Genomic DNA, 16,647 nt, shown 5'->3' on the forward strand with positions numbered 1-16,647 from the left:
ATTTATGCTGCTTTCTCTTCGACTTTTTTACCGACAAATCTAACCAAAGCCCAGATCGCTAAAAATCCGCAAGGAAGTGCGATCCAAACGCTAAGACCAAGTGCGACCGGCAAGTAGCCAACAAGCACACAAACCGCACAAACGCTAAGTGCGTAGATCATCTGCGTTGAGACGTGATCGATGTGGCTACATCCTGCGCCCATTGATGAAAGTATCGTAGTGTCTGATATCGGCGAGCAGTGATCACCAAAGATAGCGCCAGTTAGAACGCTTGAGATATTTACGATCATATAAGCGTGCATCGCATCGCCATCTAAGCCGTAGTTTTTGCCCACTGCATAAGCTAGCGGGATAGCAAGAGGCATCAAAATGCCCATCGTGCCGTAGCTGGTGCCAGTTGAGAAACTGATAAATGAGCCAAGGATGAAAACAGCCACTGGCAAGATAAATTTAGGCGTTGAATCACTTAGTAGATCAACCAAATATCTTGAAGTGCCAAGCTCTTTTATAACCGCGCTAAGGCTCCAAGCAAGAAGCAAGATGACGACCGTGATGATCATAGTTTTCCAGCCCTTTACCCACGTGCTAATAGCCTCTTTTACATCAAAAATTTTGCGCCAAACGCCCATGACGATAGCTACTATGCTAGCGAGCAATGCTGCTTGAAATAGCGATGTAGCAGAGTCAGCTGCGCCAAAAGTATCTTTAAATGTTGAAAATGAAAGTGGATTTGCAAGGGCATTTTTAAGAGTATCGCCCTCAAGTGCAGCAAGACCGCTAAAATAAAAGCTAGTAAATGCGCCGATAACTAGCACAAGAAGTGGCACTATCGCATTTGAAGCGCTTAGTTTTACACCCTCTTTTGGCTCAAGAGTTTTATCTTCAAGGTCTTGAATTTGAGTTTTGCCTGAGTGAAGCTCGCCTCTTCTAGCGCGTCTTTCAGCTGCTAACATAGGGCCATACTCGCGCTGCATCAAGGCTGTGCAGACGATGAAAAACAAGATAAAGAGGTTGTAAAATCTATATGGAATGGTCTCGATAAATATAGAATAAGCGTTTATGTCAGTCTCGCCGATAAGCTCGTAGCCCTTTTCGATGAGCGAAACCTCAAGTCCGACCCATGTAGAGATGATAGCGATACCAGCAATCGGTGCTGCAGTAGCGTCGATGATGAAGGCTAGCTTTTCGCGGCTGATTTTAAATTTATCGCTTATTGGTCTCATGATAGGACCAACGATTAGGGCGTTTGCGTAGTCATCAAAAAACACAAAGATACCCATAAGCCAAGTTGAAATTTGAGCTGAAACGCCAGTTTTTGCCTTTTTGCTAAGCCAAAGAGCAACCGCTTTTGTGCCACCCATCTTTGTGATAAGTGCGACCACGCCACCTATGCAAAGCACTTGAAGCAAGATGCCTGAGTCGGTCTTGTCAGCCATCGAGTCAACGACCCTTGAAACGATGCCAGTAAAGCCTTTTACGATGCCCATAAAGACGTTTTCATTGATGATATTTATGAGAAACGTTCCGCTAAAAACACCGATAAATAGCGACAAGATAACGTCTTTTGTGATAAAAGCAAGCGCTATGGCCACAACTGGCGGTATAAGCGTGAAAACGCCGTAAATTTGTGCGTTTCTTTTGGCGACTTCTGGATCAACGCCAAAAAGAACGGCACTAAAAAATAGTAACAATAAAATTTGTCTCACATAAACTCCTTAAAATTTTTCTATCGCAAGTCCAGCCCAAGTCTGCGTGTTTGCCATGACTTCGACCCTGTTTATATTTACGCTCTCAGGCATATTTAGACAATTTACCAAAATAGTCGCGATATCCTCAGACGTGATAAAATTTGTATTTTCATAAAGACTATCCGCCTTTGCCTTATCTCCTCTAAATCTAACCTCGCTAAATTCAGTCTTGCAAAGCCCTGGCTCGATGTTTGTCACTCTGATATTTGTGCCAACTAGATCGTTTCTTAAATTTAGACTAAACTGCTTTACAAAGGCCTTTGTAGCGCCATAAACGTTACTGCCAGGATACGGCCACGAGCCAGCTGTTGAGCCAAGATTAAAGATATAGCCCTTTTCTTGCTTGTAAAGTAGCGGCAAAACCGCCTTTGTAGAGTAGATAAGACCCTTTACGTTGGTATCTATCATCGCCTCAAAGTCCTCTACCTTCGCATCTATCGTCTTTTCAAGTCCAAGCGCCATGCCAGCGTTATTTACAAGCACTTCTATGTCCTTAAATTTATCAGGCAAGCTCTCTACCGCCTTAAAAACAGCCTCTTTATCGCGTATGTCAGCTACGATGATATGCGTATCGCCAAGCTCGCTTGCAAGCTTTTTTAGCCTATCTTCGCGCCTTGCAAGAGCGACTATCTTATAGCCCTCTTTAGAAAGTCGTCTAGCGATCGCCTCGCCAAAGCCAGATGTCGCACCTGTCACAAAAGCTGTCTTTTTCATATCTCTTCCTAATTAAAATTTGGTTTTAAACCAAGCTCTTCTAAAAATTTAATATTTTTTTCGTTTTTATCTTTAATCGCATAATCAAGCGCGTTAAATCCAGCATCGTCAGTGGCATTCATATCGGCACCGTTATCTATCAAAAGCTTTAAAATTTCTGGCGTCGCGTGAGCTGCTGCATGCATGAAAACGCTTCTGTTTGTATGCTCCAAACCACACGTATCCTCTACTTGCATCATGCCTAAATTTATCATATTCATCTTAGATTGCTCGTCGATGTAGCTCTCGTTCGCGTTTGCCCCGCTCTTTAGCAAAAGCTCACAAAGAGGCGCATCCTCAAACTGCACAGCATAAAAGAGCGCACTTTTGCCAAAGAAATTTTTGTGATTTACATCGGCTCTATTTTTAAGCAAAATTTTCACATTTTCTAAATTTTTAAGAGCAAAAAATAGCGGCGTTTCATCGCCTAAATTTACGTCAGCCCCGCGCCTTATGATCTCTTCTATCATCTCGCTACTTTTGTCATTTAGCAGTGCGATATCAAGTAAATTTGTAAGCTCAGCGGTGGTGAAATTTTTAGAATAAAGCAAATTTGCAAGCTCGTCTTGGCTTAGCTTTTGAGCCATCATCTTTTGCTCAGAAGTTAGAGCCTTAGCCTTATTTACCTTTTTGCCGACACTAAAGCTTAAAAACTCATTTATCACGCTAGTTGCGTAGTAAGCGGCACTTGCACTATCAATGCCTAAAGCCTCATAAAATTTAACTAGCGGAGTTTGAGCGTTTTTATAGGCTTCGCTGAATTTTTTATATTTTAAGAAGTTAAACAAGCTCTCATTCGCCCAGTACCTAAAATACTCCATCTGAGCATCTTTTTGAGCCTCAGCTATCTCTGGCTTTGCAAGCTCTTTTTGATAGATATCAGGGGCAAATGAAGCTTTTAGCAATATCCATCTAAATTTATTTAAATTTTCTCTATAAACGCCCTCGCCAACGCAGCTTTGAGACTCACTTCTCACAGCCACACTCGCATCAAAAAGTTCTTTTACCTCTTTTAAATTTAAAAGCGAGCCATCACAAAAAAATAGCCCCTCATTCGCGTAAGCAAGCTCGTTTGGAGTAGTTTTAAAGATCTCTTTTTTAGCAAGGTCACTGCACTCTAATGCGTGTAAATTTACAAAAAGAAAACTGCTAAAAAATAGAAAAAAAGCTACTTTTTTCATCAAAGCTCCTTAAAATTTCGCGATATTGTAACAAATTTATATACTAAACTCGCTTATTTCATTAAAATTTAGGTATTTATAAATTTGATCTTTGTTTAAACTAAGACTATCTCTTACTATTTTTTTATACTCGCTAACGCTTGGCAAACGCCCAAGCAGCGCGCATACAGCGGCTAGCTCGGCACTTCCTAGATAGACCTTTGCGCCCATGCCCATTCTGTTGTCAAAATTTCTAGTCGAGGTCGAAAAAACAACAGCATTGTCATTAACTCTTGCTTGATTTCCCATGCAAAGCGAGCAGCCTGGCACCTCTGTCCTAGCCTCCAGCCTTCTAAATATCTCATAAACGCCCTCATCTTCAAGCGTCTTTTTATCCATCTTTGTTGGCGGAGCGATCCAAAGCCTAGTAGTAAGCTTGCTCTCACGCTCTAAAATTCTAGCAAGAGCCCTATAGTGGCCGATATTTGTCATACAGCTACCCACAAAGACCTCGTCGATGTTGTGCGCTCTTTTGCTATCAGCTAAAATTTCACTTAGCGTCGCCACATCGTCTGGGTCGTTTGGACAGGCGAGGATCGGCTCATCTATCTGCGACAAATCAATCTCTAAAATTTCAGCGTAACTTGCATCCTTGTCAGCTCTTAAAAGAGTTGGGTTTTCTAACCATTTTTGCATCTTCTCTTTTCGCCTGGCAAGCGTTTCACGGCTCTCGTATCCTGCTTTTATCATAGCTTCAATTAGCGCAACGTTTGAGCGAACATACTCCGCGACGCTTTCAACGCTTAAATTTACCACGCAAGCCGCTGCCGAGCGCTCAGCCGAAGCGTCACTTAGTTCAAACGCCTGCTCCACTTTTAGGCTCTCAAGCCCTTCTATCTCTAAAATTTTACCCGCAAAAATGTTCTTTTTATTCTTTTTCTCAACGCTTAAAAGCCCTTTTTTGATAGCAAAATATGGTATCGCATTAACTAGATCTCTAAGCGTCATGCCCTCTTTTAGCTCGCCTTTAAATTTGATCAAAACTGACTCTGGCATATTTAGCGGCATCATTCCAAGCACCGCTGCAAACGCCACTAGGCCGCTACCTGCTGGAAAGCTAATACCAATAGGAAATCTCGTGTGACTATCGCCGCCCGTGCCAACGCTGTCAGGCAAGACCATGCGGTTTAGCCACGAGTGGATGACGCCATCACCTGGCCTTAGGCTCACGCCACCACGTAAATTTATAAATTTTGGCAGGCTCTCGTGCATCTCAAGGTCACTTGGCTTTGGATAAGCAGCCGTGTGGCAAAAGCTTTGCAAGACAAAATCCGCGCCAAAACTAAGGCTAGCAAGCTCTTTTATCTCATCTCTAGTCATCGGCCCTGTGGTGTCTTGCGAGCCAACGGTCAAAATTTCAGGCTCCACGTAGGCGCCAGCTCTCACGCCATCCACGCCACAAGCCTTGCCAACCATCTTTTGAGCGAGCGTATAGCCACCGCCTAGCTCTTTTGGCTGATCTGGCTTTATGAAAATTTGCTCTTCGCCAAGCCCCAAGGCCTCTCTAGCCTTTTTGGTCACTTGCCTACCTATTATCAAAGGTATCCTGCCACCTGATCTTATCTCGTCACTTAGGGTGTTTGGGCTAAGTTTAAAATTTGCCACGAGCTTTTTTTCGTTGCCTGCAAGCTTATAAATTTCACCTTTAAATGGATAAATTTCTATCTCATCGCCCATTTCTAGCTCATTTACGTTTACAACTATCGGTAGTGCGCCACTATCTTCAGCGGTGTTGAAAAATATCGGAGCTATGGTCGTGCCGATCACGATGCCACCAGTTTTTTTGTTTGGCACGCCCTCTATCTCATCGCCCAAGTGCCACTGGATAGAGTTTATACCGCTCTTTCTGCTGCTACCAGTGCCAACCACGTCGCCAACGTATGCCACGCTCTTGCCAAGGCTTTTTAGCTCTTTTAGGATTTCTAGCCCCTCAGGCATCTTTTTAACCAGCATCGCCTTTGCGTGAAGCGGTATATCAGCCCTTGTATAGGCCTCGCTTGCAGGGCTTAGATCATCTGTATTTGTCTCGCCAGGCACCTTAAAAACCACTGCATTTATGCACTCATCAAGTGGCTTTTTATGCGTAAACCACTCAGCATTTGCCCAAGAAAGAAGCACCTCTTTTGCAAATTTATTGCTATTTGCTAGCTTTGCGATCTCGTCAAAATGCTCATGCACCAAAATGATATTTTTTAGCTCATTTGCCGCAGCTTGCGCGATAGTTTCGTCGCTATTTTTTAGCGCTCGCACCAAAATTTCCACGTTATATCCGCCAAGCATCTTGCCTAAAATTTTAATGGCACAAACTGCGTCAAGGCCGTCTATTTTAAGCCCTTCTATCACCTTGCCAAGAAATTCTGCCTTTATCTTTGCTGCGTCATCAACACCTGGATTTACGCGGTTTGCGAGCAAATTTATAAGAAATTTTAGCTCGTTTTGCGCCTTTTCATCACCACTAGAGTTGCCAGCAAGTTTTATCAGCTCGCAAATTTCGCTTGTTTGCTTGGCATTTAGCGCAAGCGGTGGCACGCCCTCTTTTTCTCGCTCACTCACGTGTTTTTCGTAGTCGGTAAAAAAGCTCATAAATTTCCTTTGTGATTTTGCCAGTTTTAGTCCAAAATCGCTGATTTTGCTTGCATTTTATCAAAAAGCAAAACAATCTAAAGTAAAATTTGCCCAAAATTTCAAATTTCAAGGAGCAAATGTGTCAAAAGCCTACTTAAAATCACCCATTGGAATTTTAGAGATCATTGCTAGTGAAAATGGAATTTGTGAGATAAATTTTGTAGATAAATTTGAAAAAGTTGCGGTAAAAGATGAAAATTTAAAGCTTTGTTTGGATGAACTGGAAGCCTATTTTAACGGAGAGCTTAAAAAATTTAGCGTTAGACTTGATCTAAAAACAACCAAATTTAGAGCCAAAATTTATGAAAATTTGCAAAAAGTGCCGTACGGCGAAACGACCACATACGCAGCTCTTGCACTTGCCGCTGGTCACAAGAACGCTTACCGAGCAGCAGGCTCAGCAAATGCCAAAAACCCACTGCCTATCATCATCCCCTGCCACAGAGTGCTAGCCAGCAGTGGCCTTGGTGGCTACTCAGGCGGCGAAGGTTTGCCAACTAAAATTTGGCTTTTAGAGCACGAAGCAAAGCATAAATAAGCCAAATGCAATATAAATTTTGCTTCAAAGCACCCCTTAAACCGACGAGCCAACCTCTTTAAATTTATCAACAAAATGCGATATCTCATCGATCACTTTTTGCCTTATTATTGGATAGTTTTTATTTAAAGGGCTGATCTTAGGCAGTATCTCGCCTATTTGTGTTCCGCTTTGACTAACAAAGCCACTCTTTAAAGACGAGCTTATAAACCTTCTTGCTCCAGCCTCATCTAAATTTAAAGAGGCGATAAGCTCGTTCGCCTCTTTTTTCATCACACCTTTTGCAAATTTAAAAAACTCTTCTATCACGCTGGCTCGGTCTTTAAATTTATCCAAGTTGCTTTGGTTTATAAAATCAACTATCAACCCCTCTTTTGAGCGATTTTCCAAGCTCGAGCGGATGATACGACGCACCTCATCAGTAAGGGCTGCTTTATCTTTTATCTTTTTATTATGCTCAAATATCAAACCCAAAATATAGTCTAAATTTATCTCCTGAGACTTTAGTAGATCAACCTCAAATACCACATCATCCCAGTTTATCCTCTCTTTTTCCTTCTCTTCGCCAGCCTTTTCTTTTCTTAGCCACTCTCTTATATCATTATACGTTCCGCGGTAGTCTTGCAAAGCCCTTGCGTTTGGCACTTTTATGCTTTGCATCTCTTTGATTTGTTCATCACTTAAGCCAAATTTATCCCTAAACTCACAAACTGCTTTTTCATCGTCTAAATTTACATCTTGCAAAGCCCTTAGAGCCACAAATTCATCGTAGTTTTGCAAAGCATTTTCCACCCTTAGATACTCTCCAAAAAGCTTTACAAATTCTTTCTTATCTTTTTGCGTCTCTATCTTAGTAGGATCAGGAAATTTCGCCTCTAGCTCGCTTACTACATCCACAAAGCCCCTTCTTGCCTCGCCAGATACCGCATCTGTAAAGCCATCCATATACTCTTTATAGCTTTTTTCGAGTATGACGCTTTTGGTGCTGCCTTTACCAAAAAGAGTTATAGCATCTTCTGTCGCTTTTTCTAGATCTCTAAATGTCACGATATTGCCAAAAGTTTTTGTAGCACCATAAATTCTATTTGTCCTAGAGTATGCTTGTATGAGCCCGTGATAGCGTAAATTTTTATCCACAAAGAGCGTGTTTAGACAAGGCGCGTCAAATCCTGTCAAAAACATGCCCACAACTAAAAGTAGATCGATCTCTTGCTTCTTTGTGCGCTCGCTTAGATCTCGGTAGTAGTCTTGAAACGACCCACCATCAACGCTAAAATTTGTCTTAAAGTAGGCATTGTAGTCTTTTATCGCGCTGTTTAAAAACTCTTTTGAGCTAACGTCCATCGACTCTGGCTCAAAGCCCTCATCAGCTATCTCGCCAACCATATCTTGCTCTTCGTTTTGTGAAAAAGAAAATATTGTCGCTATCTTTAAAGCTCGCTCTTTGTTACTTTGTAAATTTTTAAATGCTTCATAATAAAGCTTTGCTGCATCTACCGAGCTTACTGCAAACATAGCGTTAAAGCCCTTGCTACTTGCGTTTAAGCGGTGGGTTTTTTGATGAAATTTCTCTAGCACATACTCTGAAATTTCTTTGATACGCTCAGGGTGCAAAAATGCACTTTTATTCTCAGCCGCACTTAGCTTTAGCTCGTCTTTTTCTGTCTCTATGCTCTTAAATTTAGGCACGACGTTGTTATAATCAACCTTAAATTTAAGCACCTTCTCATCTCTTATGGCATCAACTATCACATATTCATGAAGCGAGCTTCCAAAGACACTTTGCGTAGTCTCTGCTCCGATGGCATTTTGAGGAAATATCGGCGTTCCAGTAAAGCCAAACTGATAAAATTTCTTAAATTTCTTCTTTAAATTTTTCTGCGCTTCGCCAAACTGAGACCTGTGGCACTCGTCAAATATAAAAACAACCTCTTTTTGATATATGCTTAGATCATCTTCGTTTTTCATCAGATTGTTTAGCTTTTGTATGGTTGTTACGATGATCTTTCCGTCATCTTTTTGAGTGTTTCGCTTTAGTTCTGCTGAGCTAACTGAGCCATTCACGCTATCTTTTGAAAATTTTTGATACTCCTTCATAGTCTGATAGTCAAGGTCTTTTCTATCCACTACAAAAAAGACTTTATCTATAAATTCAAGCTGCGTAGCAAGCCTAGCTGCTTTAAAACTAGTTAGCGTCTTGCCAGATCCTGTCGTATGCCATATAAAGCCGCCACCCTCTGGCTTTGCGTAGCATTTAGCATTATGCGAGCTATTTATCTTCCAAAGTATGCGCTCAGTCGCTGCTATCTGATAAGGACGCATTATGAGCAAGGTGTTATTTGTGTCAAAGATGCAGTATTTGCTCAGTATGCTAAGAAGTGTATTTTTCGCCAAAAATGTAGCTGTAAAGTCCTTTATATCTTTTATGGCTTCGTTTTTTGAATTTGCCCAGTTTATAGTAAAGTCAAAGCTGGTTTTATCCCGCTTGGTTGTATTTGCAAAGTATCTTGTATCTGTGCCATTTGAGATGATAAAAATTTGCAAGTATTTAAAGAGAGAATTTGATGAGTTAAAGCTCTCTTTGGAGTAGCGATGAATTTGATTAAAGGCTTCTCTTATCGCCACGCCTCGCTTTTTAAGCTCTATTTGCACAAGCGGCAAGCCATTAACAAGTATAGTGACATCATATCTGTTGTGCGATGAGCCAGTTTGCTCAAACTGATTTATCACCTGCAAGCTGTTTTTAGCGATATCTTTTTTATCGATAAGGCAGATATTTTGTATATGTCCATCATCAAAAACAAAGTCATATATATGATCATCTTGTATCTTGCGGGTCTTTTCCACTATGCCATCGTTTGGTTTATCGATATACTCTTCAACTAGCCTTTTCCACTCTGAGGGGCTAAATTTAACGTTATTTAATCCCTCTAACTGCTCTTTTAAATTTAGTAAAAGTGCTGTTTTAGAGCCTATATCTTTTTTATCATAGCCTTGTTTTATAAGATCAGCTATAAGCTCACGCTCCATATCCGCTTCGCTTTGGTAGCTTGAGGGCTGGATTGTCTTTTCATAAACATCCAAGACTATAAAATTTTTACTCTCAGCTATCGGCTTGATTTCGGTCATTTTCTTCCTTTGTTAGTTTCTTATTTAAAATGGTATATTGAGCTAATTTCCTGAATTAAAAATCCTAATACTCTTTTGTCGTTATCGTTTGGCTCAACACTCTCTTCGGCAGAATGTTTAGAATGACTTGAAATATTAATCAGTCTTGTTTCATACGGTTTTGAATCTCCGTCTGGAGTATTCGGCAAGAGATCGCCCCAGCTTTTATAACCAAGAAAAGTAGAAGTCTTTTCCAAAATATTTCTTAGAAAATTAAAATGGTACTTCTTGATTTGATTGCTCTCAATGGCTTTTTCTATCTCGGCTTTTAAATACAGATGATAAGCAAAGGGCGAATCGTTTTCTTGTTCTTCTAAAATATACACCCCGTCTTCATTGTTTTTTAAAACAAATTTATAGGCATTTAGTCCATTGTGCAAAACATTATAAAATAGGGGATTATGCGTAGTAATGATAAATTTTATATCAGATTCGCTCTCCTTTATTCTCTCAGCTAAATTCACAGCTATTTCTATTAGATTGTTCTCGTCCAGCGAACTAACTGGATCGTCTATAAAAATATATTTTAGATCATCAAATTCGTGAGTTGATCGGTTGTCTACTTCAGCAATATTTAATTCATCTATTACTTGTTTTATTAATACATAAAAAATACTCCAAACAAAAATACTTTCTTCTCCTTTTGAAATTTTAATATTATCTTCGGAGGCATTGTCATCTATAAAAGAAAAAGAAACTTCTGAAAATTCTGCATCAAATTTAGGTTCAAGTTTTTTACCCGCATAAAGCTGAAAAGTATCAATAACCTCTTTATCCAATCCTTGTTCTTCAAATATCCATCTAGTAAAAGAATTTGGCTGTATTTTTAATTTTGGCTCAGCATCATTATTCCAATAAAATAAATCCTGCGTAAAGGCATTGTAATAAATAATTTTCTTTTTATCGGAGTAGTCGTTTTCGTCAGTTCTTGGTTCTATTAAATTTTTAAATTCTACAGATAAGCGGGTCTTGCCCGTACCATTAAAAGCATAAATTAATTGTGCTTTTTTATTCAAATTTTTAAGCTTATTTGCTATTTCGTTAAGAGTACCAGCAAACACCACTATATCTCCTTTTCAATTTCTGTAAAATTTAATAGCTTTTCTCTGTAATACTCATACTGCTTTTGCCTTAACTCTATCTCGCACGGTAGACCCTCGGCTATAGAGTTTACGAGCGTGTCAAATTTGTCGAGTATTTCGACGATTTTGCGCTGGGTTGGTAGTGATGGTATAGGAATTTTATATTCCAAAATAGCATTCTTATTTCCTCGTGGCATTTTTGCGCCTTTTGCATTTTTCATATTATAATCGAAAAATTTATCATCAGCCAAAATTTGATACAAATATCTAGAATTGACACTTTCATCGTTTAAACGCAAAACCAAAACGTCGCCACTTGCTCCACCGGTGCAGTCAGCTTGCCAAATTTTCTTTAAATAAGGGCGAATATTACCTATCAAAATATCTCCGATTTCAAATTTAGTCCAATTTCCACTACTAGGAACGCATTTTGAAGGTATTTTTCCGGCTTTATCTTGGAGTAAATTTTCAACACTTACATAATTTAATTCATTCAAAGCACTAAAGCTAATTCTACTACTTGAATAATCTGCAATTTTTCCAAGCATTTTTAGCTCACACCCCCCCCCATTTTTATTGAGCTCGTCAAAGCTTAAGAGGCGGTCGCGGTAAAATTCGTATTGCTTTTTTCTAGCTGTAAGCTCTGCTGTAAGCTCTGCTGTAAGCTCTGCTGTAAGCAGCGTGAAACAGTCCAAAATACGGACTATTTCACGCTGTACTTCTATCCGAGGTACAGGAATTTTAACTTTATCAATATCGCTTTTGTTGAGCGCAGGAATACTTCCTCTAGCAACCAAAATATCCATATTTTTCTTTTCAATCGACTTTAAAAAATAGAATATAAATTTAGTTAAAACATACTCCTCGTCTTTTGAAGTATAAGGATAGCATAATCCACCAGCCCAAAATTTACAATCAATAAATTTTACAAAACCCGCATATTCGCCTCGTGAGGCAATTGTAAAAGCATTGGCTTCATTATTGTACTTATCATAAAAGCCGTAGTAGTCCCTACTTGAATTAACAACGGGATATGCTCCTTTGTCCACTAAATCTTCTTGTTTAAGCGTACCTTTTGCTAAACTATTGCAAATATCCCCAAGCTCTCTAAATTCAACCCCATTCGAACAAAGCTCATTTATAAGATCAAAAATTTTACTCATCTCTCGCCATCCAGCTCTATCTGCGCGATGATCTCGTCTATCTGCGAGCGTAAATTTGAGATCTTAGCCACGGTCTCTTTTATCTGTAAATTTAGCTCATTTATATCTATCTTTTCGCGTGTATCTTTTGGCTCGACATAGGAGCTAACTGCTAGGTTGTAGTCATTTTGGGCGATAGTGTCATTATCCACCGATGTAGCCACGTGAGCGATCTCTTCTTTGCTAGCAAAAATTTCTACTATCTTTTTAATGTGCTCATTTGTTAAAACATTATTATTTGTTCTTTTCTCAAAAAACTCACTAGCGTCTATAAACTGCGTTTTGTTTTCACTTTTGTGCTTTGAGAGCACAAGGATATTTACAGCGATCGATGTGCCGTAAAAGAGATTTGGCGCTAGGGCGATGATGGTTTCGACGAAATTTTCTTTTACAAGATACTCACGTATCTTCTTTTCTGCGCCACCTCTATAAAAAATGCCAGGAAAGCTAACGATAGCGGCTCGCCCCTTTGCAGAGAGGTAGCTAAGAGCATGCATGATAAAGGCAAAGTCTGCCTTGCTTTTAGGTGCTAGCACGCCAGCTGGGGCAAATCTAGCATCATTTATAAGCGTGGGATCATCGCTGCCGATCCAGTTTATAGAGTAAGGAGGGTTTGAGACGATGGCGTCAAATGGCTTATCCTGAAGCTTTGGGTCTAAAAGCGTATCGCCAAGCTCGATGTGAAATTTAGAGTAGTTTATGTTGTGTAAAAACATATTCATGCGAGCAAGGTTAAATGTCGTGTGATTGATCTCTTGTCCAAAAAAGCCCTGCTCTACCTCATGCTTGTCAAATCTCTTTTTAGCTTGCAAAAGTAGTGAGCCTGAGCCACAAGCTGGATCGTAAATTTTATTTACGCTTTCTTGTCCATGCATGGCTAGCTCAGAGATGAGCTTTGAGACATTTTGCGGAGTGAAAAACTCACCACCTGACTTACCGGCATTTGCGGCGTAGTTTGAGATGAGAAACTCATAAGCATCGCCGAAAAGATCAATGTGGTTATCTTTAAAGTCACCAAAATCAAGCCCAGCAACTCCATTTAAAACAGCAGCAAGCCTTCTATTTTTATCTGCGACGCTATTGCCAAGCCTGTTGCTTGTCGTATCAAAGTCAGCAAAAAGACCTTTGATGTCTTGCTCTGACTCAAACCCAGCGGCTGAGCCCTCGATGCTTTTAAAAATTTGATCCAGATCGGTATTTAAATTTTCATTATTTGAGGCATTTTTTACGACATTTTTAAAAAGCTGACTAGGATAGATAAAGTAGCCTTTTTCTTTTATAATGACCCTTTTTTGCTCGTCATCTATCTCATCATCGCCCATGCTAGCGTAGTCGATGCTATCATCCCCGGCCTCTATGTAGTCGGTAAAATTTTCGCTGATAAATCTATAAAACAAAGTTCCGAGGACATACTGCTTAAAGTCCCAGCCATCAACAGCACCCCTTACTTCATTTGCGATGCTCCAAATTTGATTTTGTAAGGCTCTGCGTTGTGCCTCTTCGCTCATTTTATCTCCTTTAAATTTCCTTATAACCAACTATATTTAGCCCAAAACCGGCTAAGCTTACAAATTCTTTATTTTTATTTGAGCTTAGAAGCTCGATATCCTTTACGCCAAAGTGATTTAAAATTTGCGCTCCGATGCCGTAGTCTTTGCTTGTGTTTGAGTTGTCGCTATCTAAAAAGATCAAAATTCCACCATTTTGGCTTAGAAATTTGATAGTTTTTAAAAGCTCTTCGTATTTTGGACTGCTTAAAAGCTCGTGATCGGCAAGGATCTTTTGAAATTTGACATTTGCCTTGCTCTTTGGCTCGCCAAAAAGATAGGCTGAGTGGATTTTGCCTTTGTGATCGGTGATATCGTATCTTATAGCCGCGCAGTCTGCGATCTTGACGTCACTTTTTTCGCCAACTCTTATGAGGCTTTCATGGCTTAGCCTATACTCAACCAGGTCAGAAACGCTGATCATATTTAGTCCAAATTTCTCACAAAACTCCTCCAAGTAATCACGCCTTGCCATTGTGCCATCTTCTTTTACGATCTCACATATCGAAGCCATCGGACTAACGCCAGCAAGCTTGCAAAGATCGACCGAGCCCTCGGTGTGACCTGTGCGAACGAGCACGCCGCCATTTTTGGCGATAAGTGGGAAAATGTGTCCAGGACGCACAAAGTCCTCAGGCTTTGAGCTGGCCTCTGCTGCAAGCCTGATCGTCATATCACGCTCATATGCGCTAACGCCCGTTGTTGCGTCTTTTGCGTCGATCGTAACCGTAAAAGCTGTCTCGTGGCTCGATGTATTTTTGGCTACCATTAGCGGCAGATCAAGCCTTTTAGCGTTCGCCTCATCCATCGCAAGACAGAGCACGCCCTTTGCATGAGTGATAGCAAAATTTACCTTTTGCATGTCGCTACTAGCTGCTGAAAATACTAGATCGCCCTCATTTTCGCGGTCCTCGTCATCGACCATAACGACCATTTTGCCATTTTTTATATCTTCGATCGCTCTTAGTACATTTTCTAGTGCCATAATTATCCTTTTATAAATTTTTACGATTATATTGATATTTTGATAACTAAGAGATAAAAATAATATTTTTTCTTTGTCGGTAATCACTTTTGAGAAAAAATAGAATTTACACCAAAATTTAAGCTTTTGAGACTAAATTTAACTATTTAGTAGGATAAATTTATCTCACAAAAGCATAAAATTTAAATGTATATTTCATAATAAAACAAATTTTGACTTTAAATTTTAAAATATGCCTTAGACAAAGACAAATTGCTATTTTAGTTCGCTAATGACGATATGAAAGATAATTGAAATTTACGTTAAATAAAAAATTACAGTTTGATAAGTAGGTTTAAAAATTTAAATATTTTTATTTAAAAACGCGAGCCAAATTAGGCTCTCATCGTTATTTTAGCTATAAAAGTAAAAAATTTTAATAGAGAAAATATATTCAATCTGTTTTAAAGACAATATTTTATGTATTATTTTACATATTATTTAATAGAATATTTTTATAAAAATTTTGCATTAAATTTAAAAAGACAAAAAAATAAAAATGGATATGAAAAATTTAAAGTAGATGGCGCAGCGGACGGGGCTCGAACCCGCGACCTCCGCCGTGACAGGGCGGCATTCTAACCAACTGAACTACCGCTGCACCTAAGAGCAATGGTGGTCGCTATAAGACTCGAACTTATGACATCCACCTTGTAAGGGTGGCGCTCTACCAACTGAGCTAAGCGACCTAAAATTTAAAATATCTGGCGACCCTTAGAGGATTTGAACCTCTGTTCCTACACAGAGAAAGTAGAGTCCTGAGCCACTAGACGAAAGGGTCATAAACCCAAAAAATGGTGTCCTGCGTTGGATTCGAACCAACGGCCCCCTCATTAAAAGTGAGATGCTCTACCGACTGAGCTAGCAAGACATGATTATTTAAAAAAGAATTGAGATTATACAAAAAACATTATTATATGTCAAGAAAAAACCTGCTATATCCGATCGTCTTGATATATTAAGATCAAAACCAAAAAAATACTATACAATTGCATCCAACTTAGTAGATAAAGGATGCTCTCTTTATGAAAATTTTTTTTATAAAATTTACACTTAGTATCATTGTAGTATTTATTGTAACACAAGTGTTTTTCTTAAGGATATACTTAGTTCCAACAAGCTCAATGGAACCAACATATAAGATTGATTCGGTTATAGTTGCAACTCTTTTTGACTACGGTATATTAAACCCATATAGCCCTTTCTCGCAGACACCTCTTATATCATCAAAAGCCGATAGTGGGCACATATTAGATTCTACTGCTCGTCCAGAGCGTGGAGAAGTGATAATTTTTAGAAATCCACTAAGTCCAAAAACTCATCTTATGAAACGCGTCTTCGCTGTTGGTGATGATGAGGTTCAGTTCGCTTGTGATGGTCTTTATTTGAAACGTCCGCAAGATAAAGAATTTATTTTTGATCCGTATAAAGAACAATTTGCGGGCATACACTATGATGAAGATAGTGTAATAATATTTAATACCTTAGAACATGAGTATCAAAAAGAGTTAAAAGAAACTCTTAATGACGCAGATACTTCAGAAATAGCTTCATCTAAATCAAATTTTGATACTCAAGATTGTCAAAATGCTTTTATATGGAAGTTAGAAAAAGATACGTTTTTCATGGTTGGCGACAACCGTAATCACTCTTTTGATAGTCGTTTTTTCGGGGCAGTTCCATATAAATTTTTAGTTGGCAAAGTTAGATGGTAGCTATTTTGACACAATTTAGAAAAAC

The 16,647-nt window shown here is 39.3% G+C and carries 11 protein-coding genes and 4 tRNA genes; 2 read left to right on the top strand and 13 right to left on the bottom strand.

What is annotated here, in order from left to right; genetic code table 11:
- Positions 1-2 precede the first annotated feature (2 nt).
- Genes B9N65_RS00230 through B9N65_RS00245 form a run of 4 tightly spaced genes read right to left on the bottom strand, consistent with a single transcriptional unit; the run spans position 3 to position 6,304 of the window.
- The gene (locus B9N65_RS00230) at positions 3-1,706 is read right to left on the bottom strand and encodes a Na+/H+ antiporter NhaC family protein (RefSeq protein ID WP_087582323.1); all 1,704 of its coding nucleotides are present in this window, start codon (positions 1,704-1,706) and stop codon (positions 3-5) included.
- Between the two features lie 9 nt (positions 1,707-1,715).
- Entirely contained in the window at positions 1,716-2,462 is a 747-nt protein-coding gene (locus tag B9N65_RS00235; RefSeq protein ID WP_087582324.1) for an SDR family NAD(P)-dependent oxidoreductase, read from the bottom strand.
- 8 nt (positions 2,463-2,470) lie between these two features.
- Positions 2,471-3,682, bottom strand: coding sequence for an ankyrin repeat domain-containing protein (locus tag B9N65_RS00240; protein WP_087582325.1), 1,212 nt, complete (start codon positions 3,680-3,682; stop codon positions 2,471-2,473).
- A 36-nt stretch (positions 3,683-3,718) separates the two neighbouring features.
- Positions 3,719-6,304 carry a bifunctional aconitate hydratase 2/2-methylisocitrate dehydratase gene (locus tag B9N65_RS00245; protein WP_087582326.1) on the bottom strand — a complete coding sequence of 862 codons (2,586 nt, stop codon included), beginning with the start codon at positions 6,302-6,304 and terminating at the stop codon, positions 3,719-3,721.
- A 121-nt stretch (positions 6,305-6,425) separates the two neighbouring features.
- Here B9N65_RS00245 and B9N65_RS00250 point away from each other — a divergent pair, with 121 nt between their 5' ends.
- Complete coding sequence (locus B9N65_RS00250; protein ID WP_087582327.1) at positions 6,426-6,884, top strand: methylated-DNA--[protein]-cysteine S-methyltransferase; 459 nt, start codon at positions 6,426-6,428, stop codon at positions 6,882-6,884.
- A 36-nt stretch (positions 6,885-6,920) separates the two neighbouring features.
- Here B9N65_RS00250 and B9N65_RS00255 read toward each other — a convergent pair whose 3' ends face one another.
- From B9N65_RS00255 to B9N65_RS00295, 9 genes are all read right to left on the bottom strand, one after another.
- On the bottom strand, positions 6,921-10,013 hold the full coding sequence (locus tag B9N65_RS00255; RefSeq protein WP_087582328.1) for a type I restriction endonuclease subunit R: 3,093 nt from the start codon (positions 10,011-10,013) through the stop codon (positions 6,921-6,923).
- A gap of 20 nt (positions 10,014-10,033) precedes the next feature.
- Positions 10,034-11,116: an AAA family ATPase gene (locus B9N65_RS00260; protein ID WP_257640002.1), complete on the bottom strand. Its 1,083-nt coding sequence runs from the start codon at positions 11,114-11,116 to the stop codon at positions 10,034-10,036.
- Entirely contained in the window at positions 11,116-12,297 is a 1,182-nt protein-coding gene (locus tag B9N65_RS00265) for a restriction endonuclease subunit S (protein ID WP_087582329.1), read from the bottom strand. Before B9N65_RS00265 ends, B9N65_RS00260 begins: the two co-directional genes overlap by 1 nt.
- Entirely contained in the window at positions 12,294-13,844 is a 1,551-nt protein-coding gene (locus B9N65_RS00270; RefSeq protein WP_087582330.1) for a type I restriction-modification system subunit M, read from the bottom strand. The genes B9N65_RS00265 and B9N65_RS00270 overlap by 4 nt, the downstream gene beginning before the upstream one ends.
- Positions 13,845-13,854: 10 nt before the next feature.
- Positions 13,855-14,868 (bottom strand): bifunctional 3,4-dihydroxy-2-butanone 4-phosphate synthase/GTP cyclohydrolase II, encoded by a 1,014-nt coding sequence (locus tag B9N65_RS00275; RefSeq protein WP_087582331.1) that lies wholly within the window; start codon positions 14,866-14,868, stop codon positions 13,855-13,857.
- Positions 14,869-15,431: 563 nt separating this feature from the next.
- Positions 15,432-15,508 (bottom strand) — tRNA-Asp (locus tag B9N65_RS00280).
- Between the two features lie 12 nt (positions 15,509-15,520).
- Positions 15,521-15,596, bottom strand: a tRNA-Val gene (locus tag B9N65_RS00285).
- A 16-nt stretch (positions 15,597-15,612) separates the two neighbouring features.
- A tRNA-Glu gene (locus B9N65_RS00290) sits at positions 15,613-15,688 on the bottom strand.
- A gap of 14 nt (positions 15,689-15,702) precedes the next feature.
- Positions 15,703-15,778 (bottom strand) — tRNA-Lys (locus B9N65_RS00295).
- Positions 15,779-15,932: 154 nt separating this feature from the next.
- On the opposite strand from B9N65_RS00295, the gene lepB reads away from it, so the two are divergent.
- Positions 15,933-16,622, top strand: a complete 690-nt coding sequence (gene lepB, locus B9N65_RS00300; protein ID WP_087582332.1) for a signal peptidase I — start codon at positions 15,933-15,935, stop codon at positions 16,620-16,622.
- Positions 16,623-16,647 lie beyond the last annotated feature (25 nt).

Source organism: Campylobacter concisus (genome assembly GCF_002165815.1).
Classification (GTDB): Bacteria; Campylobacterota; Campylobacteria; order Campylobacterales; family Campylobacteraceae; genus Campylobacter_A; species Campylobacter_A concisus_BH.